Annotated in this window: 14 protein-coding genes; 12 read left to right on the top strand and 2 right to left on the bottom strand. The window is 40.9% G+C overall.

Annotated features, from left to right (window positions below):
• Positions 1–576 precede the first annotated feature (576 nt).
• The 10 genes from BMX11_RS06795 to BMX11_RS06840 all read left to right on the top strand — a co-directional run bounded on the left by BMX11_RS06795 (position 577) and on the right by BMX11_RS06840 (position 16733).
• Positions 577–915, top strand: coding sequence for a hypothetical protein (locus BMX11_RS06795; protein WP_139180136.1), 339 nt, complete (start codon positions 577–579; stop codon positions 913–915).
• A 178-nt stretch (positions 916–1093) separates the two neighbouring features.
• Positions 1094–2098, top strand: a complete 1005-nt coding sequence (locus tag BMX11_RS06800; protein ID WP_090882768.1) for an ABC transporter transmembrane domain-containing protein — start codon at positions 1094–1096, stop codon at positions 2096–2098.
• Positions 2091–3455: an HlyD family secretion protein gene (locus BMX11_RS06805; protein ID WP_090882770.1), complete on the top strand. Its 1365-nt coding sequence runs from the start codon at positions 2091–2093 to the stop codon at positions 3453–3455. Before BMX11_RS06800 ends, BMX11_RS06805 begins: the two co-directional genes overlap by 8 nt.
• Before the next feature lie 18 nt (positions 3456–3473).
• On the top strand, positions 3474–4940 hold the full coding sequence (locus tag BMX11_RS06810; protein WP_090882772.1) for a TolC family protein: 1467 nt from the start codon (positions 3474–3476) through the stop codon (positions 4938–4940).
• Between the two features lie 1023 nt (positions 4941–5963).
• The gene (locus BMX11_RS06815) at positions 5964–8366 is read left to right on the top strand and encodes a glycoside hydrolase family 127 protein (protein ID WP_090882774.1); all 2403 of its coding nucleotides are present in this window, start codon (positions 5964–5966) and stop codon (positions 8364–8366) included.
• Between the two features lie 581 nt (positions 8367–8947).
• Positions 8948–12085, top strand: a complete 3138-nt coding sequence (locus BMX11_RS06820; protein ID WP_090882776.1) for a SusC/RagA family TonB-linked outer membrane protein — start codon at positions 8948–8950, stop codon at positions 12083–12085.
• Positions 12086–12096: 11 nt separating this feature from the next.
• The gene (locus tag BMX11_RS06825; protein WP_090882778.1) at positions 12097–13566 is read left to right on the top strand and encodes a RagB/SusD family nutrient uptake outer membrane protein; all 1470 of its coding nucleotides are present in this window, start codon (positions 12097–12099) and stop codon (positions 13564–13566) included.
• A gap of 4 nt (positions 13567–13570) precedes the next feature.
• A complete protein-coding gene (locus tag BMX11_RS06830; protein ID WP_090882780.1) occupies positions 13571–14239 on the top strand; it encodes a hypothetical protein in 669 nt (222 codons plus the stop codon).
• A 21-nt stretch (positions 14240–14260) separates the two neighbouring features.
• Positions 14261–15214 (top strand): hypothetical protein, encoded by a 954-nt coding sequence (locus BMX11_RS06835; protein ID WP_139180137.1) that lies wholly within the window; start codon positions 14261–14263, stop codon positions 15212–15214.
• Between the two features lie 193 nt (positions 15215–15407).
• Entirely contained in the window at positions 15408–16733 is a 1326-nt protein-coding gene (locus BMX11_RS06840) for a DUF6055 domain-containing protein (protein WP_139180138.1), read from the top strand.
• Between the two features lie 53 nt (positions 16734–16786).
• On the opposite strand, the gene BMX11_RS06845 is transcribed toward BMX11_RS06840, so the two are convergent.
• Complete coding sequence (locus BMX11_RS06845; RefSeq protein WP_090882785.1) at positions 16787–18559, bottom strand: aminopeptidase P family protein; 1773 nt, start codon at positions 18557–18559, stop codon at positions 16787–16789.
• A 6-nt stretch (positions 18560–18565) separates the two neighbouring features.
• Complete coding sequence (locus tag BMX11_RS06850) at positions 18566–19963, bottom strand: aminopeptidase P family protein (RefSeq protein WP_090882787.1); 1398 nt, start codon at positions 19961–19963, stop codon at positions 18566–18568.
• Positions 19964–20128: 165 nt separating this feature from the next.
• Between BMX11_RS06850 and BMX11_RS06855 the strand changes: the two genes are divergently transcribed.
• Together BMX11_RS06855 and BMX11_RS06860 are read left to right on the top strand one after the other, a co-directional pair.
• Positions 20129–21556, top strand: coding sequence for a POT family MFS transporter (locus tag BMX11_RS06855; RefSeq protein WP_090882789.1), 1428 nt, complete (start codon positions 20129–20131; stop codon positions 21554–21556).
• A 37-nt stretch (positions 21557–21593) separates the two neighbouring features.
• Positions 21594–22511 carry a glycoside hydrolase gene (locus BMX11_RS06860; RefSeq protein WP_217643814.1) on the top strand — a complete coding sequence of 306 codons (918 nt, stop codon included), beginning with the start codon at positions 21594–21596 and terminating at the stop codon, positions 22509–22511.
• The last annotated feature ends 247 nt before the right edge of the window (positions 22512–22758 follow it).

The raw sequence follows: 22758 nt of genomic DNA on the forward strand, positions 1-22758 counted from the left end.
TTATTTCTAACAACATTAAAGAATTAAGATCAGTTAAGGCCTATTTCTCAATTTTCCTTAACTTCTTAATTTTAAATGGATGATAAACTGAAAATCATCTAGAAAAAATCTTCGCAAACTAGTCTATCTGCACTAGCCCCAAATATTTTTTAACAACATTAGGAATTAAGATCAGTTAAGGCCTATCTCTTAATTTTCCTTAACTTCTTAATGTTAAATGGACGATAAACTGAAAATCATCTGGAAAAAATCTTAGCAAACTAGTCTATATGCGCTAGCCCCAATTATTTCTAACACTATTAAGGAATTAAGATCAGTGAAGGCCTATTTCTCAATTTCCCTTAACTTCTTAATGTTAAATGGATGATAAACTGAAAACATTATCAAATCACAGCTCCCACATCATTCTAAACCTACAAAACGCACCTGAAAATCACTTTTTCTAATCTCGTTTTAATGTACGCGTAACATTTTAGCTAAAACAGCAAAAACAACTTTAAATTTGACTTAATCATGAGCCAAAAAGGGGTGATTTCAGCCTCAAAACTGGCAATTCCCCTATATTTGCGGTACACAATGATGAAACTTTTAAGAAATAGCTTATTAAGGAGCGTATTTGGGGTCGTATTATTAGCCATACTGCTGATTAAGACCTGTGCTTTTTCGATATCCTATTTTTCGTCATCCGAAATTACCTCTGCACTCGAAAAAAACGCAGCAGAAAATAAAGATAAAGAAGAAGAATCATTCGATAAAACCAAGAAAAAATTATTGCTTTACGAATCTTCGATTATAGATCAGGGGCACCCGCTGTGGACAAACCATTTACCCCTTCGTACGCAACCATATAGATTACGAATTGGTAATCCCCCGCCTAAAAATGTCCCTACACCGCCTCCGGATCACCAATCTTAAGTAATCTCCAATTTTACATTCAGCTGCTCATTTTTAGAAAAAGCTGCTGAAAATCATTGATTAAGATTCTATGAAGGATGCTGAATGGGCATGCCTACTGCGAAATCTTATGTCCAACTCCAAGCCAAAAATAATGTTTGGAAAACGAAAATACATTATCTCCAAATTCTAAAATAAAATGAAGAATCAACACGTTGCCGGTGCTCCCACGCCGTGGCAAAGGTTAGTGCGCTTACTTCACTACGAACGTAAAACCATTAACTACATTTACGTTTATGCTATGCTCATTGGCTTAATAGGCCTTTCCTTGCCCCTTGGTACCAGTGCCGTTTTCAATTTACTTTCTAATGGTGCCATGTACAGCTCAACTTATATTCTAATTGCGGTAATCCTAATCGGGATTGTAGTTGGCGGATTATTATTAATTGCACAATTTACCCTGGTGGAATTTCTGGAGCAGAAAATTTTCACCAAAGCTGCGCTTGAATTTGCCTTCCGCCTGCCACGGATAAAAAAGAAAGCGTTGGAAGGAGAAAATCCCTCAGAACTCATCAACCGCTTCTTCGATATCTTAACCATTCAGAAGGGCTTAACCAAACTACTTGTTGATATTGTAGCTGCCGCTGTACAAATATTTTTCAGTGTAATTCTACTATCATTTTATCATCCTGTTTTTATGGCCTTCGGTATGTTTGTACTCATCGTGATTATTTTAATCCTGATATTGTATTATCGCCAGGGGGTGCAAACCAGTATCGAAGAATCGGGATACAAATATGAAGTAGTGGGCTACCTCGAAGAAATTGCTGCCGATTTGGACACTTACAGACATAGCAGTACCAAAAGAAAAGAAATCATTACCCGTACAGATGAAATCACGGCAAACTATATTCAGGCACGTAACGATCATTTCAGTGTGCTGAAGAAATTTTTTATGAGTGCAGTAGCCATGCGCACCATCTTAATGGGCGCCCTGCTGCTTCTAGGCTCATACTTTGTGGTAGAACGCCAAATGACCTTCGGACAATTTGTAGCGGCAGAGGTAATTATAGTACAAATCAGCTATGCCATAGAAAAATTGATGACCAATTTAAATACCGTGTTTGATATGGTTACCGGAAGTGAAAAACTAGCTGTTGTTACCGACCTGGAGTTGGAGGAAGGAGAATTAAACCATGGGTAAATCAACTGGTCACATTACTCAACTCAAAAACTGGGAAGAGCTTTCGGTACAGGCCAACAGCAAAATTTTAAATGCAAATGGCCCAATGATGTTAGGCAGGGTATTAATATTCATTTTTGCCTGCTTTGCCGTTCTACTTTTTCTTCCATACCGGCAAACCATTCCAGGACGTGGAACGGTAACCGCATTACGCCCGGAAGATAGAGCACAAACGGTACAGAATCAAATTGGCGGCAGGATTGAGCACTGGGCAGTACGAGAAGGACAGGAAGTAAAGAAAGGCGATACCATTTTGGTGATTTCAGAAACCAGCCAATCTTATTTCGATCCGGAGTTACCAACACGTTTAAACGAACAGCTAGATGCCAAACGGGGTAGTGAAACCGCAGCGGTACAAAAAATAGATGCCACGAAAGCTCAAATGAAAGCCATGACCGATGGTTTGCATTTTCAAATGAAGGCCGCAGAAAACAAAGTGCAACAAGCCAAAAACTATGTTAGTATAGATAGCGCTGAACTTTTGGCGGTACAGAAATTTTATGAAACAACTAAAGTACGTTTAGAGCGTTATGAAACGGGTTACAAAAACGGACTCTTTTCGCTAACCGATATCGAAACACGCAGACTTAAATTGCAGGAAGACAATGCCAAAGTGATTAGTCAGCGCAACAAGCTTAACAACTCTACCCAGAATTTACTCAATTCGACCATAGAACTGGATAATATCAGGGCTAAATATCAGGAATCTATCTCCAAGGCACAATCAGATATGAGCTCCGCCATTTCCAGTAAGGCCAGTGCGCAAGGAGACATTGCCAAACTGAAAAACGACATCTCGAATATCAGGATCAGAAGAGGTTTATACGTAGTACGGGCACCTCAGGATGGCTTTGTGGTGAAAACACTGAAAGCGGGTATTGGCGAAAACATTAAGGAAGGAGAGTCTGTAGCTACCCTACAGCCTAAATCGCCTATGGTTGCAGCCGAATTGTACGTTAGTGCGATGGATGTTCCCTTAATTTTAGATACCAGCGATGTACGCCTTCAGTTTGAAGGTTGGCCATCAGTTCAATTCGCCGGCTGGCCATCTGTTGCCGTGGGTACCTTTGCAGGTAAGGTATCTTCTATAGACCTGGTAAGCAGTGCAGGGGGCAAGTATCGCCTATTGGTTAGTCAAACCTCCCCTGTTCCTACCAAAGACGAACCATGGCCAGCCCAATTACGTCAGGGTTCTGGTGTTTATGGCCGTATCATCTTGAGGTCTGTGCCGCTTTGGTATGAAATCTGGCGTCAGCTTAATGGCTTTCCTCCTAGTTTAGAAAAGGAACCTGCTGGCGATGGTAAGGGTAAAAAATAACAAACTGGAGGTAATTAAATGAATATAATATTAAAGCGATTTTCAATAGCTATATTTCTGCTGTTCTCTATTATTGGAATTAAAACAGGTTGGGCACAAGTACAAAAGCCACAAGGAGTTAGGCTTGATACAGATACAGCGAAGATTTTTGCGCTAGACGACTTACAGCTATTGGTATTCAGATATCATCCCATCATTAAACAGGCGGCCTTGTTAAGCGAAGCAGCCAGGGCAAATGTATTGCAATCATTGGGATACTTTGATCCGGCATTAAAAGCGGGTTTTAACCAAAAGCTTTTTGGAAATACTACTTATTACAACAGGTGGAATAGTGAACTTAAAATTCCGCTATGGCTGGCTGGTGCCGACTTAAAAATTGGCTATGACCGCAATGTTGGAATGCATGTTGATCCCGAAAGCCGAACCAACAACAATGGTCTTTCTGCCATTGGCTTAAGCATTCCTCTGGGGCAGGGCTTGGTTATTGATGCACGTAGAAATACACTGCGACAATCGAAAATAATGGTTCAATATGCAGAAGCCGATCAGTTAAAGCAAATTAACAGTGTTTGGTACAACATAGTAAAAGATTATTGGAACTGGTACTATGCTTATCAACAATTTAAGCTGATTAACGAAGGTGTAGATTTGGCAGAGCGTAGGTTTAAAGCTTTGAGTGCCCAAACACTCATTGGCGATAAACCGGGAATTGATTCGGTTGAGGCTTATATCACTGTACAGGAACGCATTATCCAAAAGGAAAAAACAGCCATTGAACTGCAAAATGCGAGATTAGTATTGTCAAACCACCTTTGGGATGAGCGTGGAACTCCCCTTGAACTTCCTGAAGAGGCTGTGCCACAGAGCATATTTGAAACCATAACCAAGCCTAGCCCATTGCTTTTAGATACCCTAATGGGAAAAGCCGTAGATTATCATCCCGAACTGGTCAAATTGCGAACCAAGGGAGAGCAGCTGGCAATTGAAAGATCCTACAGACAGGAAATGCTTAAACCCAAGCTAAACCTCATGGGTAATTTAATATCCAGCAGAACCAGCTTCAACAGCAATATTCCTGGCTATTACGACTTTAACTGGAGCAATTATAAACTGGGGATTGAATTTTCCTTTCCTCTTTTTTTAAGGGCCGAAAGAGGGAAACTGCGTGAAGTGAAAATCAAACAGCAAGAGCTTAACTATGACCTTCAACAGTCGGGAAGAGAAATCAGGAACAACATTGTTGCCTCTTTTAATGATTTATCGGCCTACTCCTCTCAATTAAGGGTTCAAACTAAAAGTATAGAGAACCAGCAGATTCTGGTTAACGGGGAAAACCAAAAGTTTACTTTAGGAGAAAGTACCCTTTTCTTGATTAATAGCAGGGAAACCAAATTAATCGATATGAAAATTAAACAGGAAAGTATGATTGCAGGATATCAAAAAACCCTTGCCGAACTGTATTATAAGGCAGGAACCAGACAGTAGTTTGGTTACGGGTTACGTGATGCGGGTTACGAGTTTAGGCGCATAACTGCTAATGTCGTACCCTACCTCTTTTTAAACTTATGGGTTAACCGGAGGGCTGTTTCATACCAGCTTCGGGCTCCTTCAGTGTTCCGTGGCTCAGGGACAATATGGCAGATTGTTCATTAATCTCATTGATGTTCTCTGAGCTACGGGTCATGGATCTGGAGGTATCAGCTGATTAATTCTTTTACGGGTTGAATAAAATGTCAATCTCGTAACCCTTCTTTCTTTGGCTTGAAAAGCAATACCAGTGGTTCTATGTTGTGCCAGTCCTGCTTTTCCGCTTTACTGCGTGCCCGCTTTAATCAGGTTTAAACAGCAAAAGGAGCATTGCTATTAACGATTTCCCTCAGTGCGCATGGGGTGCGAAAGCTTGTGTGGTGGCGGGGGGGGGCTGCGCCTAGACTCGCAATCCATAACACTTTTAACCATGAAGAACACCAGGTTTTCACACAGAAAGAGAGGCTTAGCGCAGCATCCATTAAAACATAACCCATAAAACTTTTTAACCATATAAGCCATAGAAGAAAAATATAAGCATGCGAATAAACAAATAAGCTATTTCGGCCGAGAAGAAAAGGAAACTATTAGGTCGTAGCGAGACGCTATCAATGCTATTAAGTTAAGGAGAAAACTAAAATGTATTGTCAATCCTGAGCCTGTCGAATGGCAATTCATTTTAGTTTCGACTTATTAAGAAGGTCTTCTACAAGCTCAGTCAGGACATCATTTTGCTTAACTTAATAGCATTGGAGACGCTACAACCAGGGAACAGAGTTATGAACTAGTGAAATACAATTAACCACCCCCTACCCCTCCTAAATTAGGCGGGGAGCAGGGCTCATTATGTTAAAATCTTGCTATCACCTGCAAAAAAAGAATAATCGTTATACTAACATTTATTATAACTTGGTATATTAATAATCAGCTGTTAAAGCTCAGTAAGATTTACACACACAACTGCATAATAAAGAACCTGGCATGAAAAATAAAAGAAAAACATTATTGATATGTTGCACATTGTTAACCTCATTAACATTTAATGTTTGGGGTCAGCAGAAAGATTATCCTATACAGCCTGTTGCTTTCACAAAAGTGCATGTACACGATAATTTTTGGCAACCCAAAATGGAAGTTAATGCCAATGTAACCATACCCTATGTAATTGCCCAATGTAAGGCTAATGGCCGCATGGATAATTTTTTAAGGGCTGGAAAAAAGCTCAGCGGAGATAAAATGAGCGAATTCCCTTTTGATGATACAGATGTTTACAAAGCAATTGAAGGTGCATCTTACGCTATTCAAAATAAAAAGAATCCAAAACTGGAAACTTATATCGATACCCTGGTTACCATTATTGGAGCGGCCCAGGAGCCAGATGGCTATCTATTTACTTTTAGAACGGTAAACGCCAAAAAGCCACACGAATGGATTGGCGCTAAACGTTGGGAAAAAGAAGAAATATTAAGTCACGAACTTTATAATGCTGGCCACCTTTATGAAGCAGCGGTTGCCCATTACCAGGCTACCGGTAAAAAAAGCTTGTTAAATATTGCCATTAAAAATGCAGATCTCTTGGTAAAAACCTTTGGGCCTGGAAAAATTGAAGCCTACCCGGGACACCAGATTGTAGAAATTGGTCTTTCTAAAATGTATCGCGTTACGGCAAATAAAAAATATTTAGACCTGGCCAAATTTTTTCTTGATGTAAGGGGGCCAAAGGGCGATCCTTACAACCAAGCCCATAAGCACGTAGTCGATCAGCATGAAGCAGTTGGCCACGCCGTGCGGGCAGCTTATATGTACACGGGGATGGCAGATATTGCTGCGCTCACTGGCGACACGAAATACCTTTCTGCCATTGATGACATTTGGGGAGACGTAGTTAACAAAAAACTTTACATTACTGGCGGTATTGGCGCAACTGGCGCGGGTGAGGCTTTCGGTGAAGCCTACCAACTTCCCAACATGTCGGCCTATGCAGAAACTTGTGCTGCCATTGGCAATGTGTACTGGAATGAGCGAATGTTTCTGCTACATGGCGATGCTAAATACGTTGATGTACTGGAACGAACCTTGTATAATGGTCTGTTATCTGGCGTTTCTTTAAGTGGCGACCGTTTTTTCTATCCCAACCCATTGGCCTCTATGTTTCAGCACCAGCGTAGTGCCTGGATTAGCTGTGCCTGCTGCATCAGCAACCTGGCACGGTTCTTACCCTCACTACCGGGTTATGTATACGCTCAAAACAAAAACAACCTCTACATCAATTTATTTATGGGTAATACGAGTAAAATCGTGCTGGATGCCACTCCTGTAGAAATTACTCAAACTACAGAATATCCCTGGAAAGGAGAGGTAAATATCCGTGTAAATCCAGAAAAAACCGCCGATTTTACAGTACGCCTCCGAATTCCGGGTTGGGCAAATGAAGAAGCATCACCAGGTGATCTTTATGCTTTCTTAGATAAAAAATCAACTCCGATCAGTATTTCAATTAATGGTAAAAGCACTTCATTCGCAACGGAGAAAGGTTATGCTGTGTTAACCAGAAAATGGGAAAAAGGCGATCAGATTTCTTTAATCCTACCGATGGAAACGGATAAGGTGATTGCCAACAGTAAGGTAAAGGATGATGCTTCGCGCTTTGTACTTGAACGTGGTCCTGTGGTTTATTGCCTCGAAGGACCTGACAACAAAGATAGTTTGGTTCAAAATATCATGATTGATAAAAATGCAATCGCAACTGCGCATTATGATGAAAAACTTTTGAACGGCGTTGGTGTGATTAATATTACCGGTCAAAGCACCAAAAGACAATTAAACAGTGATAGCCTTTTAGTAGTAGAGCAAAATGTTAAAGCTATACCCTATTATGCCTGGGCAAACCGGGGACCAAGTGAGATGACCGTTTGGATACCTTATGAACAATCGGCAGCCAGACCAAAACCAGCACCAACCATTGCCAGTACCAGTAAAGTATCTGCATCTCTTAAAAACAAAAGAATGTTCTCTGCCATTAAAGATCAATATGAACCCGCAGATTCTAAAGATACCAACTTCCCCTATTTACACTGGTGGCCGGCAAAAAATACCAATGAGTTTATACAATACGATTTTGCTGCAGAGCAAAGGGTAAGCGAATCGAAGGTTTATTGGTATGATGATAGCCCCTGGGGAGGCTGTAGAATTCCGGTTGCCTATAAATTACTGTATAAAAAAGGCGAACAATGGATTCCCGTTGAAACGATCACACCTTATGAAATCAGTAAGGACAAATTTAACACTGTAAAATTTAAGCCTGTAAATACGACTGCAATAAGAATGGAAATTCAACTTCCCGCCGAGCATGCCACTGGTGTGCATGAATGGGCAGTAAAATAACTTGTAATAAACGCTCTCTACCTCAACTCCCTATTTCAATCATATGAAATAGGGAGTTTTTTAGTTAGTCTCTTATCTTATCTAGTTGTAGGTCCCCAATGCTGTTAACTTAAGCAAAATGGTGTCAGTCTGAGCTCGTCGAAAATAAGAGGCTTAAGCCGTTGGGCTACATGCCAACCCTCGCTGCTTATTCCCTTGGACATTGGGTACCCCCTTCTGAAACTGCAAACATTCGAATGTCCTATCCGGCGAAATGCTGCTAGGCCGGAGGGCGTACTTGGGAAAGACGGTTCTGTTGGGTCGGTGGTTAGCATGATGCATAATCCCTCGGTAACCGTCATTCCCTCGCAGGAGGGAATCTTAATGCGATATAATCAGAAAAATCATTGGCTCCTTCGTGCCTTGGCGGTGGAAACATAATCACAAACCAGGTTTAGCGCTTATAAGTCCAGCTTCGCAATCACGATGACTCGTACTGGTTAAAAAACGATTTGAATCAGGTAAAATCATCTTTATTATCAAGGCATTACAATGCTAAATTTATAAACGTTAACCTAACATTTAAACTAATCAGCAAGCTAATGAAATTTAACCTTACTATGAGGCGTGGTAAGTTATTAGGTATCATCATATTTCTCATGATGCCCTTTGTAACCTTCGCGCAAACCAGAATTACCGGCACGGTAACCGATGGAAAAAACCAGCCCATACCCGGGGCATCCGTTAAACAAAAGGGTACAACTAATGGAACTTCAACAGACAATAAGGGGGCTTTTACACTCGCATTAAAGGAAGGGTCGACAACTTTGAGCATTAGCATTGTGGGCTTTAAAACCAAAGAAGTTTCGGCAGCGGGAAAAACGAACATTAGTATCGAATTGGCTGAAGATGATAACTCACTAGACGAAGTTGTTGCCATAGGTTATCAGAATATTCAAAGAAAAAACACCGCTGGAGCCATATCATCTGTAAAGGGTAAGGATTTCGAAAATACTCCCTACTCTACGTTTGATGCCATGTTACAAGGTAGAGTTGCAGGCTTAACTATCCTGAGTACCTCTGGCGAACCGGGCGGAAATAACATTGTTAATATTCGTGGAGCGAGTAATGTAAACTTAGGCCAGAGCAGCTCCCCATTATACGTAATAGACGGGGTAATTTACGACGTAAACGATATCGGCTCCGCTTACGGAAGCAGTCCCTTACAAGCCATCAATCCAAATGATATTGAATCTGTAGATGTACTCAAAGATGCATCCGCATCGGCTGTTTATGGTGCCCGCGCAGCTAATGGCGTTATCATTGTTAAAACTAAACGGGCCCAGGTAGGTGCACCTCCACAAATCAGAGTGGCCAGTTATTTCGGTATCGCTAACAAACCAGCTCTAAAACCTATCCAAACAGGAACAGCAGAAAGAAGATTAAAAATGGATCTGCTTTATGGGGGTAACGGACTTTACAACAGCTTGAGAGATTTAAACATGATGTTAACCGATAGTTTAAATACTGCGTTTAACAACAATACTGATTGGCAGGGTTTATTTCTCCAAACAGGTAACATCAGCAATGTTGATGCAAGTATAGCCGGAGCAACCGATAAGTATTCATACAGATTTTCTTTCAACCGTTATTATGAAGAAGGTGTAATGAAAGGGTACGATATTAACCGCATCACGCCAAGCCTGTTTTTCCAGGTATCGCCAACCAGTAAACTACTGGTACAAACCAACTTATTTGTTGGGTTAACAAAGGCTAAACATGGCCAGGGCGATCAAAATAAATATCCATTTACCACCTGGGGATTTCCCTCCTCTTTTTGGAAAATAGGTACTGCTGAGGAAGAATTATATACTGGTAGGTATGAAGAACTTCGTGATGACGATAAAACGACCAGTTTGAACGGAAATACCATGGCGCAGTACACCGTTTTGCCAGGTTTAAACATTAAAAGTACTATCTCTTACAACATTTTCAACAACACCAGAAGTTATTTCAAGCCTAGTTTATTGAGCTCAAGCGGCCAGAATGAGGCTTATGGATGGGTAAATCAAACCAACCGTTGGGAACTTGAAAATACAATCAACTATTTCAAATCGCTAAAAAGCGGACATAACTTCAATTTCGTATTACTTCAGGGGATGGAGAAAAATATAGCTAACAATACTTACAGTAGCAGTGTTGGAAATGCAGATGCGGTTAAAACCGTAGCCGGCATTGCTTCTGGTCCGAATCTATATGCCAGCAATACCATACAGCAACGTTCGCGTTTATCGTGGATGGGAAGTTTTGTGTACGATTATAAAGGAAAGTATTTATTTCAGGCCGTTTACCGTGCTGATGCATCCTCAAGATATAGTGCCGACAGCCGTTGGGGTTCTTTCCCCTCAGTTTCTGCCGGCTGGAACGCCTCTGAAGAAAGTTTCTTTAGCCCGGCAAAAAACATTGTATCCTATTTAAAATTCAGAGCAAGTTATGGTATAACGGGTAATGACCCCGGTGCATATTATGCGCAATATCAATCTTTAATTGCCAATGCCAATTACCCTACTTCAGTGCTTGGAAATGGTCAGGGTGGTGCACAAACTACTTATAACGGAACTCAGGTATTGTACCCCGACTATTATGGTGCCGCCTCTGCAACATCTATTAGCTGGGAAAGAAGTCCTCAGTTTAATGCAGGTATAGACTTAGGATTGCTAAAAGACAGAATAACCTTAACTGCAGATTATTATATCCGCGATTCCAAAAGTAAGGTATTCGATGTATCCGTTCCATTAACAACGGGTTATTCACTAACCTCTAACAATTACGTTGATTTACGTAATACAGGTATAGAATTTACCTTAACCACACGGAATTTTGCACCAACTTCTAAATTTCAGTGGATAACGAATTTCAACATTGCCTATAACGACAACTACATTACCAAACTTCCAAATGGGGGAAGAGATTTCACCTTTGGACCACCCTGGTTGCAACAAACCTTAAGCGTGGGTGAGCCTTTATTTACCTATAAAGTTTGGGAGGTAAATGGAATTTATTCAAGAGATACGGATGTTCCTGTGGATCCGAAAACGGGAAGAAGAATTACTCAGTTTGGTGGAAGTCAGTTCAGCGCTGGTGATCCGGCGAGAGTAGACCAGAACGGCGATTACAACATCGATTATAACGACTACGTCTCTTATGGCAATCCGAACCCGGATATCACGGGGGGGATGAACAACTCCTTCTCTTATAAAGGATTCTCACTTGATGTGTTGCTTACCTTCATTTCTGGCCGTAGCCTGCGTAACGGATACCTGTCTGATAAACTTCAGGATGCCGGAACAAATAACCCATATGTGTTATGGGGGCCACGCTCCGGCCCTGCCTCCAACTTCAATGTTTCTGATTTTTGGTCTAAACCGGGTGATATTGCCAAATACCCTGGATTAATAACCAATAACGTAGATAAATGGCACATTGGCCAAAGTATGTACATTGAAGATGCAAGCTTTTTGCGTATCAAAAACATCAGATTAGGTTACACCTTACCTGAAAAATTCACCAAAAAAATTGGCATGAGGCTAATCCGCTTTTATGGGGTTATGGACAATGTTAAGGTATGGTCTAATTCTACTGTACCTGATCCGGAAGCTGTGGGTGTAGATGGATATTCGGGAGGAAACGATTATCCAATTCCTAAAAAATACACTTTCGGCATTGATTTAACCTTTTAATCCTACTCAAAATGAAAAAACTTACGATATATATATGTTGTGCAATCGGGATAGGCATGGCAAGCTCATGTAAAAAATTTTTAGATGAGAAACCCATTAGTGTATCTACCGATCTTACTTTCTGGAAAAATGAAAGTGATGCTGATAAAGGGGTAGCAGCAGGCTACGCCTTAGTTAGAAAAACACTCAATAAGGCCGATGGACTAGCATTCTATGCCTATGGCGATTTACCTACAGATGAATTTGCATCTGCCGGGTCATACCGTTTCGACAATGTTTTCAGAATGGAATGGGCAATATCTGTTCCATCGGCCGAAACCTGGGATAGAATGATGCAAATGAGAAGATATGATACTTTTTATAGCGCTATAGACCAGGCCAATCGCTGCATTAAGTTCATCCCCACCATTGCCGATGACAAATTTGCTTCAGCAGCTGCTAAAAACAACTTGCTGGGAGAAGCCTATTTTTTAAGGGCATTTAACTATTTCTACATGACCAGAATTTGGGGCGATATTCCATTGGTTACCCAAACAGGTGCAATTACCGAAGCTGTTGATTTGCCAAGAAGCAAAGCTGCAGATGTAATAGCACAGTGCCTGAGCGATTTAAACACCGCCATTAATCTGTTAAGCTGGGATTACGCTAATTCAGGGAATCGGGCGGTAAGGGCTAATAAAGGTGCAGCATACGCCCTGTTAGCTCATTTGTATGCCTGGCAGGGTGATTATCAAAACTGTAATGCCACTACCGATAAAATCATTGATCAAAATTATTATCAGTATGTAAACAGAGATAACTACCTCAGCATATATAAGGGAAAATCAACCGAGGGTATTTTTGAAATTGCACAAAGCGATGAAAATGAAGGAAGTGTTGGCGGCATTGCAAATTTCACCTTAAAAAGCCCATACCTTACCACCAATACAGGTAATTCAATTTTCCCATTGAATATTAATACCCTTAATACACTCTATAGCAGCACCGATGATAAAAGATTCAAGACTGCTTTCGCTTTAACCAATTCTACTGATCCATTGTGTATTAAATACTCCAACATTACTTATGTTAACGGACAAAACGTAATTACTGCAGTTGCTCATAATAACATCATCATTTTTAGATTGGCCGATATTAAATTACTAAAAGCAGAATCATTGGCGGCACTAAGCCAATTTGATCAGGCCAGAGCAGTACTTAATGAGGTCCGTTCTATTGCGGGTTTAGGTGCCTGGACAGGTACCAATGCAAATCTGTTCGAGGGAATTATAGATGAACGTGGTAGAGAGCTTTTTCTGGAAGGGCACCGCTTTTACGATTTAGTTAGACTGGGTAAAAAAACGGGGATAATGAAATTCGGAGCAGAAAAAATGACGAAGGCCGATTTCGATGCAGGCAAATATTACTGGCCACTAGACCCTGCTTTAATGAATATTAACAAAAGATTGACTCAAACTCCTTTCTGGAGCTCCAAGTTATAAGACCATGAAAAATAAACTGTTGTATTTTATAATATGTAGCCTGGGGCTGGCATATTTTACAAGTTGCAAAAAGAGTAATTATTTAACTGATGGAGGGTTAAGTGAGGCCAAGAGTCCGTTAACCACTTATGAATATTTAAAGCAGCACAAATATCATTTGTTTGATACGCTCATTATGGTTATCGATCACTACAATATGAAAGATGAGGTGAATGGTGCTGCCACTTTCTTTGCACCCACCAACTATTCCATCAACAACTATATCAGGCTGAAAAGAGATTCGGTTAGAAGGATTAATGAAAACAATACTTACACCTTAACCAATATGTACAATGATATTAAAGCCGATTCATTACGCATATACTTATCAAAATCACGCATAGAATTAACTACTGCCCCATTACAGCCAACCCTGGTGGCCAATGCGGCAAATACGCAAACTGCGTTTCAAAGAATCTTGCAGCCAAAACCCGGCGAATCCTGGTCGTCGAGCCCCATTTACTACCTCTACTACATCAAAGTAAGGGGTGGTCTGGATCCCCCCAACTCAACCGTGCAGCCTAACGATCCAAACATCGATTTAAAGGCACAATGCCAAACTACCGGAATTGAACCCTCATCCGGCGGGATGCTCCATGTGTTAAGTAATACCCATACATTCATCAGGTTCTAAGGAATCACAACAGAAACAATCATGAAAAAAATATTTATCATTTCATCCCTATCTGTTCTTGCTTTAATGGGCATTTTATTTGGTTGCAAAAAGGTAAGTAAAGGCTTTATCAGCGATTACATGTATTATACGCCAAATCCGCTCATTGCTACGCAGGGAAATGTAGTGAACTCTAAAGCCATAGAACTGGACGGTACCACCGGCCCGGTAACGGTAAAATTATTGGCGGTTAGAAATATGGATACCGGACAGCCCGCGCCAGATATGCTCAAAGAATTTACCATCAAACAGTTTCTTGGTCAAATTACCAGTGCTGATTCTACAGTAGCGCTTGTAAATAAGAAGATTGTACTCAAACCTGCTCTACCTTTAGAAGTTAGCGAAATTGGCGGCAGAATATCTTTATCGCAGGCAACAGCAAATGTAGCTACCGGTAATTATGTAATTGATGTAAGGGTATCCAACGTTAAAGGTACACGCGACATCTTAAATGCCTGCAGGATACAGTTACTGCCTAAAGCACACTTTGCACTCGATGCAGGACCATTTTTTACTACCTCTGATCCGGATACAGAAACTGGATTTAGTGGACAATCGCCTTTGCCCGTAACCATTACTTACGATAACAAAGGGCCAAACAAGATCAGATTTGTATTTTTAGACAAAAACGGGGCAACATTCGACCCTTCTGCGGGCCAGGTGGTAACCAGGGGAGACCGGGGTAACTTTTCGCAAATGAACCCTTATTTTCCAGTAGTAAGAACCAATACAGCGCTTGAATGGGAATTTATAGATCTGCCTAATGGTTTCCCTATTAAAGATGGAAATAACGGAACAGGAAACTACTACAGAATACCTGCCAGATTTACCGTTGAGAACAGAAACGCCAACCCTGTTTTCTTTGGTTTTAAAGCATTATCTGCGGGCAGTTATACTGTAACCATTCAAATACCCGCAATTACAAAAAAACCTTAGTTAGGTTGGTTAATAATGAAACCCAGGTCGGAAGAAACCGATTCTGGGTTTTCTTTTTTTTATAAATCACTCCATTTTAACACACAATCAATATATGCGTCGTTCTACCTGCCTTAAGCATGCACAAACTGGCAGCAAATTCATGCGCTGTTCTACCTTCCCTCCTGCTATTGCTCTGGGATTAATTTTGCTGATGTTTTTTTGCCTAACGGCAAGAGGTCAGAACAATGAAAAAGTTTCAGATACGGCTAAAAAACAGCTTTACATTCCTGCCAAAATTTGGATGGTACCCGAAGGAAACGATTTCAACAACGATGAGCATGAATATAGTTACAAGCGAATTGTGGAATCGAACAATCTGGCTATTTTTTGGTCTAAAGCATTTGGAAGTGACCTCTCTAAAAATCCCGACCCCACCCTCCGTTTAGATATGGCGCAGGTGTTAAAGGAGTGTGATCGCTTTTACAATTTTTATGTGGATACACTGGGTTTTGTAAATAAGGGAAAATCGGTTACCGATCGATATAAACTTTTAATTTTCGTTTTCAAAGGGAAAGAAAATACGGCCTTTGGTGGTGGGGAAGAAAACAAGATCGGCATTGCCTGGACACCCCTGGCCCGTATTAGCAAAGCCCCTTTTGGTGCATTAGCCCATGAAATTGGCCATTGTTTCCAATATCTGGTTAATGCCGATGGTGCCTGGGCTTTTACTTCTGCCGCTAAAGGCAGCAGAGGCCAGGCCATATTTGAAATGACCTCTCAGTTTATGCTTTGGCATGTTTACCCGGAATGGATGACTTTTGAAAATTACCATTTAACAGCTTACCTCAAGAAAACACACTACGCCTTTTTGCATGAAACCAACCAATATCATTCGCCTTATGTATTGGAATATTGGGCCAATAAACATGGTGTGAAATTTATTGGAAAGCTATGGCAGGAAGCACTAAAGGGTGAAGATCCGGTTATGGCTTACAAACGAATTACCAACACCAATCAGCAGAAGTTTAATGATGAGATGCATGAGGCAGCTGCTAAATTTATCACCTGGGATTTGGACCAGGCCAGCATAGCCACTAAATCTTATGCCAACCAACACAGTACGCTCTTGGATTCTTTGAAAGATGGCTGGCTTCAAATATTACCAGAAAACTGCCCGCAGAATTACGGTTACAACGGCATAAAATTGAAGGTCCCAAATGCTGGCACCGAAATTAAATTAGATTTTAAGGGAATAGCGGGTGCTGATAGATTTAGGAAAATAAATACTCAGTTTGCTGGCTGGCGATACAGCTTTCTGGCGGTAAAAAAAGATGGGCAACGCATTTATGGGAAGATCAATTCGGCTACTCAAGGTTCTGTTAAGTTTAGCGTTCCAAAAGAAACAGCATATCTCTGGCTTATTGTAAGTGGTGCACCAACTACGCATTGGGAGCATCTTACCGATGGAAAAGATGAAAATGACGAACAATGGCCATACCAAATCAGATTAACTGGTACATCGTTAGCTAAAGAATAGTGGAAATAAAATAAGCCGGGATTAATGAGGTCCCGGCTTATTTCTGTTTGTAACTAAATGGCCTTACATTTTTCTGCAAGCCAGAAAGCCTCATCAGTGCTTAAATGGGGTTTCAATCGATCAAATACCAACTGATTATAGGCATTAAGCCAATCAATCTGTGCTGGTAAAAGCAAATCAGTGAGTACAATAGAAGTATCGATGTAAGCTAAGGTTAATGTTTCAAATCCCAGGAATTCTCCAAATTCGGTGGTGGTTGAAGCAACAGTAAGCACCAGATTCTCGATTCTAACGCCGTGTTTACCCGGTCGGTAAATTCCCGGCTCTATCGATGTGATCATCCCTTTATCAACAGCAACTGCAGCATTAGATGGACCTATATTTTGTGGACCTTCATGAACATTGAGGTAGTAACCCACTCCATGCCCTGTTCCATGCCCGTAATTAATTCCCTGCTGCCAAAGTTGCTGCCTAACAATTCCATCAATTTGATACCCTCTGGTACCTTTTGGAAATTTTGCCGCCGAACCAAATATCATCGCTGAAAGCACAAGCGTATAATCTCTTTTTTCCTCCTCAGTAGTGGGGCCTAAAGGAACTGTTCTGGTAATGTCTGTTGTACCATAGAAATAGTGCCCCCCAGAATCGAGCAGGAATAATCCCTTGGGCTGAAGTTCCAAATCACTGTCCTCATTCGGGCTATAGTGCGGTAAAGCAGCATGAGGTCCGTAACCTGCAATAGATGCAAAACTTAGCCCGGCAAAGGTTTCGCCAAGCTCACGGTACGACTTAATTTTCTGCGAAGCGGATATTTCCGTAATCTTAATTTCCCCAATATTTTCTTCCAGCCATTTAAAAAAACGTGTTAAAGCCACACCATCCTGAATCATAGCCCGTCTTGTGTGTTCAACTTCCGTGCTATTTTTAATTGACTTAAGAAACACCGCAGGGTTAGTTTGTCTGATTACCGTAACTGTTGAAGATAATGTGGTAAGAAACGCATAAGAGGTACGTTTTCCATCCAATAATACCGAAGCATTGTCCAAAGATGCAATATCAGTATAAACTTCACTGTATCCTTTCACCTTAATTCCACGTTTTGCCAATACCTGTAAATCTGCGGCAACTAATTTTCCTTCATTAATATATAAGGTAATTTCATTTAACGTGATTAAGGCATAGCAAAGCACTACGGGATTATAGCTCACATCCTTTCCTCTTATATTGAAAAGCCAGGCCAAATCATCTAAACTTGATAATATATGAACATCCGCCCGTTCTTTTCTCAATGCTGTTCGCAAATCAGCTAACTTGCTTTCGAAGGTTTGTCCGCAATCTTCTTCCGGCAGCAAAGTAGCTTGATCAGCAGGCAGTTCTGACCTGTTCTCCCAGATAGCATTGAGCAAGTCTAAATTTTTAATCTCAATTTCCTTGGAGGCTAAGGATGCTTTAATCTCCTCCCCTAATACCATCGACATCAATTGATAGTCAAAGCCTACCTGAGTGCCATTCGGTAACCTTTCGTAAAGCCAGGCAATATATTCTGGTGTATGCTGTACCTGCAACTTCACTAACTCATATCCGGTATCTTTAAGTTGTTCATTGGCCTGTTCGAAGTAGCGAAAATCGGCCCACAAGCCTGCGAAATCTGCTGTAATCACCAATGTGCCTGCCGAGCCTGTAAACCCAGAGGTAAAATGAATACATTTGAAGCGATCGGGCACATACTCACTCATATGCGGATCTGAAGAAGGAATGATGTAGGCACTGATATTATTTTCGAGCATTTTCGCCCGAATGGCATGTAATTTCTCCTGGTAAGTCATATAAATTTAATAAGCACTATTTCTGATTTCTTCCACGTCTTCGATATTTATGGCCAATGGCTTACCCAATAATTGGTAGCTATCTTGAGTCATGGCATAATTATTCTCTAATCGTATCCCACTGAAATCCTTAAATTTTTCAACTTCAGCATAATTTATAAACGATTCGAACCTTCTTTCCGATCTCCACAGGTCGATCAATTCTGGTATCATATAAATTCCAGGCTCAATGGTAAATACGAAACCTGGTTCCAGCTCCCGCCCCAAACGCAAAGATTTTAAACCAAAAAGGGAGGTTTCTTTTTTCAGGGTGTCGCTATATCCTACATATTCTTCGCCCAAATCTTCCATGTCATGCACGTCGAGACCCATCATATGGCCAGTACCACACTGAAAGAAAAGCGCATGTGCACCTGCTGCTACGGCCTCATCCATGTTGCCTTTCATTAGCCCCATTGCTTTCATCCCTTCAGCAAGTGTTTTACAAGCCTCATAATGGACATCAATAAATCGCTTACCTGGTGCCAATACAGCTTCTGCATTTTCTAAAGCCGATTGCACAATGGAATACACCTCTTTTTGCCTGCTATCAAATTTCTTTCCAACAGGAAAAGTTCTGGTTAAATCTCCGCAATAGCCCAGTGCTGTTTCCATTCCCGAATCGTTGAGCACCATCTGCCCCTCCTGCATAACATTTCCATGGAAATGGTTGTGTAAAATCTCTCCATGGATGGTCAATATAATGGGGTAAGCAATATTTCCACCTGTTCTAAGTGCCTCGCCATGAATCAGTGCTGCTATTTCCTCCTCCTTCATCCCAGGTTTGGTTTTACGCATGGCGAGCAAATGCATATCGATACTGTTATTCACCGCTTGCGCTATTTCTGCTATTTCTGTTGCCGATTTTACTGCCCGTTGGGCTATAACAGCTTTAATAAATGGAGTGGATACAGCTTGTTTCAAATGACCAACCTCCATATTTAACAGTTGAGCCAGTTTAATTTTATTCTCGGCGCGGTATGGAGGCAGAAAATGAATCGACCGCTTTTTAAGCTGGGCTGCACTTAAGTAACTGCTAAGCTGATGAACTGGATTTACCTTTTGAATGCCTACCAAATGGGCCTTATCCTGAAGCGTTTGCTGCCTTCCCATCCACACAATATCATCTATCCCCATCTCATTACCAAAAATGATTTCCTGGTTTTCATCCAGATCAATAATGGCCGATAAACCTGGTTGTGCAATACCAAAATAATACAAAAATGTGCTGTCCTGCCGAAAGCTATAGGTATTATCGGCATAGTTCATCGGACTTTCCTCATTGCCCAAAAAAAGGAGTACACCCGTTTTTAATTTCCGAGCCAATTCTGCCCTTCTCTCAACATAGACATTTGTATGGAACATCTGCTTTATTTTTATAGTGATGATGAATAATAATTAAACCAAAAGTAGCAAAAGCGATAAAAAATGTCGTCCGTTTTGGCTCATATTATTAAACAGGATAAGATACTGCATTATAGGGTGAAAATTAGTAAAGAATGATCAGGCTAATTAAGCCAACTTTATAAAATGCAGAAAACCGATACAAAATCCAATGGTTATCCTAAGAGTATTGGATATATAATTGCCAACGAAGGAGCTGAACGCTTTAGCTTTTACGGAATGAGATCTATTCTAGCTACCTTTCTGGTATTTCATTTCTTTAATCCCAGCTTAAACCCGGCCTTGCAGGTTACCGCTGAGGCCAAAGCGAACGAAACAACCCATTTTTTTGTCTCACTTGCCTACGCACTCCCTTTTGTTGGCGGTCTAATGGCCGATTGGTTTTTCGGCAAATACAAAGTGATCATGTATGTATCGTTAGTTTATTGCCTGGGCCATTTATGTCTGGCCTTATTTGATCATGATCTGGAAAAATTCAAATACGGCTTGATCTTAATCGCCATTGGTGCAGGCGGCATCAAATCCTGTGTTTCTGCCAACCTTGGAGATCAGTTTACCACCCACAATAAGCATCTCGTTTCTAAAGTTTATGGTTGGTTTTATTTCAGTATTAATGCCGGATCGGTATTATATACTATTTTAATTCCGCTGATTTATGATCGTTTTGGCGCTAAATGGGCATTCGGTATTCCAGGTATATTGATGGCACTGGCTACGATTATATTTTTCCTGGGGAGAAAAACTTACGTGAATGTTCCTCCTTCTGGAGTAAACAAGAACAATTTTGTTTTCATTTCTATTTATGCACTTTTCAATTTCCGTGATAAACAAAAGAATCAATCCTTGCTTGACGTTGCAAAACGAAAATTCGATCACCAGAAAGTTGAAGATGTGAAAACGGTATATAATGTTTTGGCCGTTTTTGCTTTTATTCCGATTTTTTGGGCACTTTGGGATCAAAACTTATCTGAATGGGTATTGCAGGCTACAAAAATGGATCGCCACATCCTCGGCATTAACCTGTTGCCAGAACAGATTCAAACGGTAAATCCATTCTTTCTACTCGTATTTATCCCCATATTTAATTACTGGCTCTATCCTTTTCTCGATAAAAACGGGCTAAAAACTACGCCATTAAGAAGAATTGGTGCGGGATTAATTCTTCTTGCACTTTCATTCGTCATTATTGCGCTAATACAGTCGCGCATTGATGCAGGTGAACATCCCAGCATCTGGTGGCAAATATTGGCTTATGCCATTTTAGCGGCGGCAGAAGTTCTGGTTTCCATTACCGGTTTGGAATATGCCTATACCCAGGCCAGCAAATCGATGAAAAGTACCATGATTGCCATTTGGTTATTAACCACAGCACTCGGAAACCTGTTTACGGCCCTCGTCAACAGAAGCATATCAAATGGCGGTTTCTTCGCGCAGTTTAAAGGCGCTGATTACTATTGGTTTTTTATCGGCCTGCTGTGTTTTTTCATTATCGTATACCTGTTTGTTTCGCCAAGAATTAAGGTCAGAGAAATGGTTTTAGGCGCATCAAATTAATATCTTGTACATTGTTTAACATCAATCACATCCTCTAATGGCTAAATCTTACATTCACTTCTGCTATTCAACCTTAGCATTTGCCACATGCTTACTCAGCAGCAAACTTCAGGCTCAGGAGCAACCAGCAGCAAAACCTTTAGTTTCCAGTCTCGAACAGCTCATCATCAGCACTCCCCCCGATTCGCTCCATTATCCAAAGTTTTATGAAAAATATACGGATGCTTTCGGCATTCCTGTTGTTTCATCGGCAAAGGTTTCAAATGTAGCCTTATTGGTTGCCCGAGATGTAATTAATTATATGCTGCTTAAACGCCCGGATATCCGCAAGGCGATGATTAGTATGAAAGCGCGACTATCGATCATGGCCTGGTCTGAAATGCAAACCGACCTTCCTGAATACAGCAACTGGAAAAAACCAGCACTCTCTGACGGAAGGTTAACGCCAATAGAAAGAGAAAATTACAATAAACCAGGAGGTATTGCCAGCATGACTGATAAAGGTTACTGGAATCAACGTGCCCGTGGAATGGGTGGCATTCAAACCTCCGCTGCAGAAGAAAATATTTTAGGCTTTCCTGGTACCAAATATTATGGAGAAAACATTCTGGTACATGAGTGGAGCCACAATGTAATGTCGGCCTTACGTGTAGCCGATCCGGAGCTTTATAAACAAATCCAGGTAGCTTATGATGCAGCCAAACAAAAAGGACTTTATAAGGGTCAGTACGCGATTAACACCGTTGCGGAGTATTGGGCTGAAGGAAGCCAGTGGTGGTTTTGGTCTAATTATGAATTTATAGACGGCAATACCAGGGTTCAAACGCCCGATGATTTAAAAGCTTATGATCCTGCTTTATATAACATTCTTGCGCAGGTTTATCCTGGGCATCACATCCCTGGCGATGTTTATTATGGAAAGAATATTCCCTTTGCAAAGCCTGTGTTAAAGTAATGTTTAGTTGGTTAGTAGTTTAGGTGGAGAGATGAAGTGTACTCAAACTAACGACTGCTCACTTTTGACGGAACGAATCCTCTTCTGAGATTTCCTTCTATGACTTACATGGTGAAAAAATTGAGGCTGGCTTCTTTCACCATGGTGACATGAACCGTTTCTACTTCTTTTAACTCAAAATGTTGGGCTGTTTAATTTTCTTATATAAAGATGAGGCAGAAATATAAATTACACAAAAGCCGCCGTA

The organism is Pedobacter rhizosphaerae (assembly GCF_900111155.1).
In the GTDB taxonomy this organism is placed as follows: Bacteria; Bacteroidota; Bacteroidia; order Sphingobacteriales; family Sphingobacteriaceae; genus Pedobacter; species Pedobacter rhizosphaerae.

Coding starts and splice junctions, on each gene's coding strand:
- BMX11_RS06795 (WP_139180136.1), top strand. CDS start 577: ATGATGAAACTTTTAAGAAATAGCTTATTAAGGAGCGTATTTGGGGTC.
- BMX11_RS06800 (WP_090882768.1), top strand. CDS start 1,094: ATGAAGAATCAACACGTTGCCGGTGCTCCCACGCCGTGGCAAAGGTTA.
- BMX11_RS06805 (WP_090882770.1), top strand. CDS start 2,091: ATGGGTAAATCAACTGGTCACATTACTCAACTCAAAAACTGGGAAGAG.
- BMX11_RS06810 (WP_090882772.1), top strand. CDS start 3,474: ATGAATATAATATTAAAGCGATTTTCAATAGCTATATTTCTGCTGTTC.
- BMX11_RS06815 (WP_090882774.1), top strand. CDS start 5,964: ATGAAAAATAAAAGAAAAACATTATTGATATGTTGCACATTGTTAACC.
- BMX11_RS06820 (WP_090882776.1), top strand. CDS start 8,948: ATGAAATTTAACCTTACTATGAGGCGTGGTAAGTTATTAGGTATCATC.
- BMX11_RS06825 (WP_090882778.1), top strand. CDS start 12,097: ATGAAAAAACTTACGATATATATATGTTGTGCAATCGGGATAGGCATG.
- BMX11_RS06830 (WP_090882780.1), top strand. CDS start 13,571: ATGAAAAATAAACTGTTGTATTTTATAATATGTAGCCTGGGGCTGGCA.
- BMX11_RS06835 (WP_139180137.1), top strand. CDS start 14,261: ATGAAAAAAATATTTATCATTTCATCCCTATCTGTTCTTGCTTTAATG.
- BMX11_RS06840 (WP_139180138.1), top strand. CDS start 15,408: ATGTTTTTTTGCCTAACGGCAAGAGGTCAGAACAATGAAAAAGTTTCA.
- BMX11_RS06845 (WP_090882785.1), bottom strand. CDS start 18,559: ATGACTTACCAGGAGAAATTACATGCCATTCGGGCGAAAATGCTCGAA.
- BMX11_RS06850 (WP_090882787.1), bottom strand. CDS start 19,963: ATGTTCCATACAAATGTCTATGTTGAGAGAAGGGCAGAATTGGCTCGG.
- BMX11_RS06855 (WP_090882789.1), top strand. CDS start 20,129: ATGCAGAAAACCGATACAAAATCCAATGGTTATCCTAAGAGTATTGGA.
- BMX11_RS06860 (WP_217643814.1), top strand. CDS start 21,594: ATGGCTAAATCTTACATTCACTTCTGCTATTCAACCTTAGCATTTGCC.